At 32.5% G+C, this 5,003-nt stretch carries 5 protein-coding genes; 3 read left to right on the top strand and 2 right to left on the bottom strand.

The window, feature by feature from the left end:
- Positions 1-141 precede the first annotated feature (141 nt).
- Together F985_RS24930 and F985_RS24925 are read right to left on the bottom strand one after the other, a co-directional pair.
- Positions 142-1,110, bottom strand: a complete 969-nt coding sequence (locus F985_RS24930; RefSeq protein WP_004706646.1) for a hypothetical protein — start codon at positions 1,108-1,110, stop codon at positions 142-144.
- Positions 1,111-1,383: 273 nt separating this feature from the next.
- Entirely contained in the window at positions 1,384-2,469 is a 1,086-nt protein-coding gene (locus tag F985_RS24925) for a DNA cytosine methyltransferase (RefSeq protein WP_004706644.1), read from the bottom strand.
- Positions 2,470-2,547: 78 nt separating this feature from the next.
- On the opposite strand from F985_RS24925, the gene F985_RS24920 reads away from it, so the two are divergent.
- The 3 genes from F985_RS24920 to F985_RS24910 all read left to right on the top strand — a co-directional run bounded on the left by F985_RS24920 (position 2,548) and on the right by F985_RS24910 (position 4,795).
- Positions 2,548-2,799, top strand: a complete 252-nt coding sequence (locus F985_RS24920; protein ID WP_004706643.1) for a helix-turn-helix domain-containing protein — start codon at positions 2,548-2,550, stop codon at positions 2,797-2,799.
- Complete coding sequence (locus F985_RS24915) at positions 2,800-3,939, top strand: hypothetical protein (protein ID WP_004706641.1); 1,140 nt, start codon at positions 2,800-2,802, stop codon at positions 3,937-3,939. It begins immediately after the preceding gene.
- Positions 3,940-4,225: 286 nt separating this feature from the next.
- On the top strand, positions 4,226-4,795 hold the full coding sequence (locus F985_RS24910; RefSeq protein WP_004706640.1) for a hypothetical protein: 570 nt from the start codon (positions 4,226-4,228) through the stop codon (positions 4,793-4,795).
- Positions 4,796-5,003 lie beyond the last annotated feature (208 nt).

The following is a 5,003-nucleotide window of genomic DNA, read 5'->3' as shown; positions in this document are numbered from 1 at the left end:
TCTATATTTCATATCCAGTCCATGATGTTTAAGCCATCATAAACTAGACATTTTTATTGGTGAGAATATAGACACTTTAAATGGGTTCTAACACCTGGGCTTCGTATAAGGTGTATTATGTTAATTTTAGGAAAACTTAACTTAATGCTTTGATTTAACACTTAGTTCATCACAACTATATTGATCTAAATAGGAGCTATCTTTGTTTGCTAAATAAGATTCCGTCTTAGAAATATCTCTACCTTTACTTCGTAGAAAATACTTGGCAGCATCTTCTCTAATATGATAACTATTTGTTAAATAACATAGCAGTGATAAGTCTGAATTTTTAAACCGCTCTATGCTAGATTTTCTCATCAATAATTCATCTTGCAAACTTTCAAAATGGCTTAAATCTCTTACCAGATCATTGACTTGCTTATCAACCCGAGCTTTCGGCTTTTGCTTTATTTGATCATCTAGCTCACAAGCTTTTTTTAGTCCTATTATTAGTCTATGAACGTCTAGACCATAGCTCCCAGTATCTTTTTCATCAAACAGATTAAGCTCTTGTAAATACCCAATTCTTTCTGTCGCTTGGTATCTAGAATTACCTTTCTCATCATATTTATATGTTTTTATTAGAACTGCTCTATCAGATGATTTATATCTATCATTCAATATTTTAAGGTTAAAACCTAGTATTTGAATCTCTCGATAAAATGCTGTTATTTCACCAACTATTTCTTTCAGGCTATTAATTATATTTTCGTATTTTTCTTTATTATTTATAAAATCATAAAGCCTACCCAGCTTTTCTTGTCTTTTACGTTCATTTTCGAAATAGGCAATATTTTTGGAAATTGTACTATCTGCATTAAATTTAGTTCTGCCACACGTTCCCCCCATCAAACTGTAAGTCCCATCCTTTAATAAGACTAAATAACCTTTTTGATGGATCTGACCACACTTACCTTTTTCATCGGTTAAACAACACTTTAGCTCTGTATCTTTAATTTCATAATCAACCACAATATTTTCAAAATTTTCTAAGGTGATTTCCTTATTTTCTATAAAATTATCAAGTGAAAATATTTCATCATAAGAATTTATTGTTGCTCTTACTCCCATAATTTCCTTCTTATTTTAAAATTTACTTATAAATATTAATACGTAATAGAAACAATATACATAGGGGGGAGAAATCCTAACGACAGCCTTTGTCGCATAAATCAATTAAATGCTCTCACTCAATTTCCAACAGTCACTGGACAAGTCCTTTAGACTGAGGAGCCACACATCGGTCGTCTAGGATAGAATCGCTGTTATATATATGAAATCAAAAAATCCTAGACCTCAGATCTAGGATTTAAAACTTATATTGAAGAAAAACAATTCAGAGTCTTACATCAATTCAGGAAATAGATCACTTTGATATTCATTTCTAGTTGTTTTTAAGACTTTATTATCTAATTTGTTTTTTACAACCAGCCCTACAACTTCAGCTAATTTACATGGAACAGCATTTCCTATTTGCGTAAAAACTTTTGATTGAGTTCCATGAAATTTATAATCCTCTGGAAAAGTTTGAATGATTTTAGCTTCATCAATCGTTAGCCTTCTTAAGGATTTAGGGACTTGTAGAATATTAATATCCTTACCACTCATTAAATCTGAATGATATTTCTCAACCCAACTTTCACCGTAATCATATAAGTGATTTTCATCAATAATGGGCGTTCTATTCCCACCCATTGATGCAGGTAGAGTACTACTCCATGAGTCAGGATTTAAGGGTCTACCTTGCCCATTAAATAACATTCCTGCATAGGCAGATTTTCTTAAAACTGGATTCTTGGCAATCGTAATTTTTGCATTGGTGATATGAGGATTCGTTACTGATCCTGCTGGCCCTAAATGAGAAATTGCTTCTCTAATACTAGGAGCATCCTCACAATATTGTTCAAAATCATCTAATGTAATGTGATTCCCATTTTTTAAGCCAATGAAAAAGACACGTTCACGAGATTGAGGAACGCCAAAATCTTTTGCATTTAGTTGAATTACGGAAACTCTATAACCCATATCATTAGCTTGGGAGATGATTTCTTGTTTAATGTGGCTAAACTTTTCTAATGCACCTAAGGCTTTAACATTTTCCATAACAAATGCATTAGGAGAAACTCGTCTAACTACTTCTAAAAATGAAAATACTAGCTTCGAACGAGGATCTTTCAAATCCATTTTTCCAGCTACAGAAAAACCTTGGCATGGCGGACCACCAAAGATTAAATCAATATTTGAGATTCCATTAAATTTTTCTAAATTTTGATCAAGATCACCCTCAATCAACAAACAACTTTTATGATTTAAAGCATAAGTTTTACAAGCAGTTGGATCAATTTCATTGGCTATTTGAACGGAGAATCCTGCGGTAATCATTCCCACATCCATGCCTCCAGCTCCACTAAATAAAGAAATAGCCTTCATTAAATCAATCTCAAAATATTCTAATTTCGAATATTTTACATTTTCCCTAAAATAAGTCACTAGATATTTGGTAAATATATGAAAGTAAAAACTATTTATAATTCTGATTATATTGAGCTTATCCAAATCTTATCTAGTGAAAGAAAAAGATTAGGAATCTCTCAAAAAGAAGTAGCTACATTGTTAGATATTTCTCAGGCAGACATTTCTAAAATTGAAAGATTAGAAAGACGTTTAGACATCTTAGAGCTAAAAAGTTTACTGAAAATTTATCGAATTTCATCTAATCAGAACCTTCAGAACTTAGTTCTAAAATTTTTTGAGTTTTAAATGTCGATCACACCTGAAGAAAGAAATATTAAAGCTAAACAATATGTTGAAGATTTATATTCAAATATAAATCATTTGACTATAGATGATTTTTCTAGCCATCCTTTATTTGAACAGGCCGATTCAATTTTACAAAATGTTGTGCATGCCAAAATTACTGCAAAGGGTTTTAGGGGAATTGTTCTCACTGCTATTGTGGGAAAACACTTAAACAGTAGTTATGATTTTTTAAACAAGTTTTATGACTGTAGCCCACGAGCAATTTTTGAAAATGGTATCTTCTTGGCATTAAGAGATTTGAAAATACCATCTGGAAAATCAGATCCATTGAATGTGGCTAAAAATACCAATGTATTAAATGCGGATTGGGCAGAAGGTAAAAGACCTCAACGCGCTGCTGAAGCTGTCGTGAATTATTTACATCTGCTTGATAACCACTTTAGTCAAAAAGATAATTATAATTTTTTAGTTAATTTCTTTATGTTTAGACTTAAAGAATTAGCAGATCTCTATGCGAGCTCTGTAGTCACTACAATAACTACAGATACAGAATCTCAGCAAGAATTAGCTATCAAATTATGGAGTTTTGTTTCTCAAGCGGTAGAAGGTGGAACGATACCTCAATTTTTTATTGGTACATTGTTAGAAACTATCTATCTTTATGACCCAAATACCATTGTGTCTGGAACAAAAGAGAGCGTATCAGGCACAAATACTACATCTCAAAAACCTGGAGATATAGTAATCACTAAAAATGATGTTATTTCTAATATTTTTGAAGTAACGCTGAAAGTCGTTGATACTAAACGTCTTAGCGATAGTTATGATGTATTAGCTGAACAAGGATATTTAGATACACCTATTACTTTCCTTTGTAGGATTCCTCAGGATACATCATTATTAAGTGAAGTAACTTATTCACCTAAGATGGTTAGCGGATTTACAAAAGAACAAGCCCATCTTTTCAACTTTGTTGATATTGAAAGTTTCATCTGTAGTCAGATTGCGGTATTAAATAAAGCACAGATAACTTACTTATTGGCAAATCTGACCGAATTCATATCGGAATATGATCGCCCATTAAAAACTAGAGAAATTTGGAATGCCCATTTCCCTACTGAAGTAATAAACAATCAATAACAGATAGGAAAAAGCCCAATTCTTATTGAGCTTTTTTCACGACTTCTTGTGGTTATGTCTCATTAGATTTTATGATCATTACTTAACATAAAAACTCTTATACGAATCAATGACAAAGTCGAGATTTCATATTGGGTCTTAGCAGATCTTATAGTGGCTAATTTAAAGTCAGATTCTTTAAAAATGACTTCACACTTCGATCTCATGGAAAAATATTTTTATAAATATTAATATAATAGGTCATGTTAATTGACATGCATAAATATTATCAATTATTGGAATTCGAATGAAAAACTACAGTTTAGTACTTACAGTATTATTTTCTTCAATGCTGACAGGCTGTGCCGTCAATCTGCCTTTTAACAATCGTCTGAACTATACATCTGTATCTCAATTATCAGAAATACAAAAAACAAAGGAAGTTATTACGATAAAGTGGAATCCGAATACTTTTCCTCAACGTATTGATGTACAAGGTGCAGATGGCTTTGTAGGAGGAGGGTCGCGAACTCGTATTCCTACTGGTGTCGCATTGTCTAGCCGAATTGAAGAAGCACTTTCACAGTTTGTTCAGTTATCACCAAATGGAAATCCTTTAACAATCACAGTTGAGAGTGCTAGATCAGGATTTGAATATTCTGCTGGGATTTTCAATGTTACTCCAGCTATCGATGTTGCGAATGTGACTTTCACTGCTACGTTTGAGTATAAAGGTGAAAAATGGTCAAAAACATTCACTTCTAAGCTTAAAGATCCAAAAATAGGAGGATCATCGCAAACTGGCCTATTGGATTCAGCATGGGACGATATTGCAGTGCAAGTAGCCAAAGATGTTGCATTACATTTGAATAAGTAAGTTTTATTTTATATTAAATAAAAAATCCCGACATCATGTCGGGATTTTTCGGTATGGAGCGCATAGGTAGGGCTGACTACCTGATGGTCATGGTGCCTGACTGATTATTATTGTTGTTTTAAGTCATTGAACATCCTGTTCATATAGATCGATCATAGGGACTTCACTGGTGCTTGGATACAAACAATTTCGTAAAATGCTGTAAGCC

This window comes from Acinetobacter seifertii (assembly GCF_000368065.1).
Taxonomy (GTDB): Bacteria; Pseudomonadota; Gammaproteobacteria; order Pseudomonadales; family Moraxellaceae; genus Acinetobacter; species Acinetobacter seifertii.
This window is presented reverse-complemented; position numbering and strand designations above follow the sequence as displayed.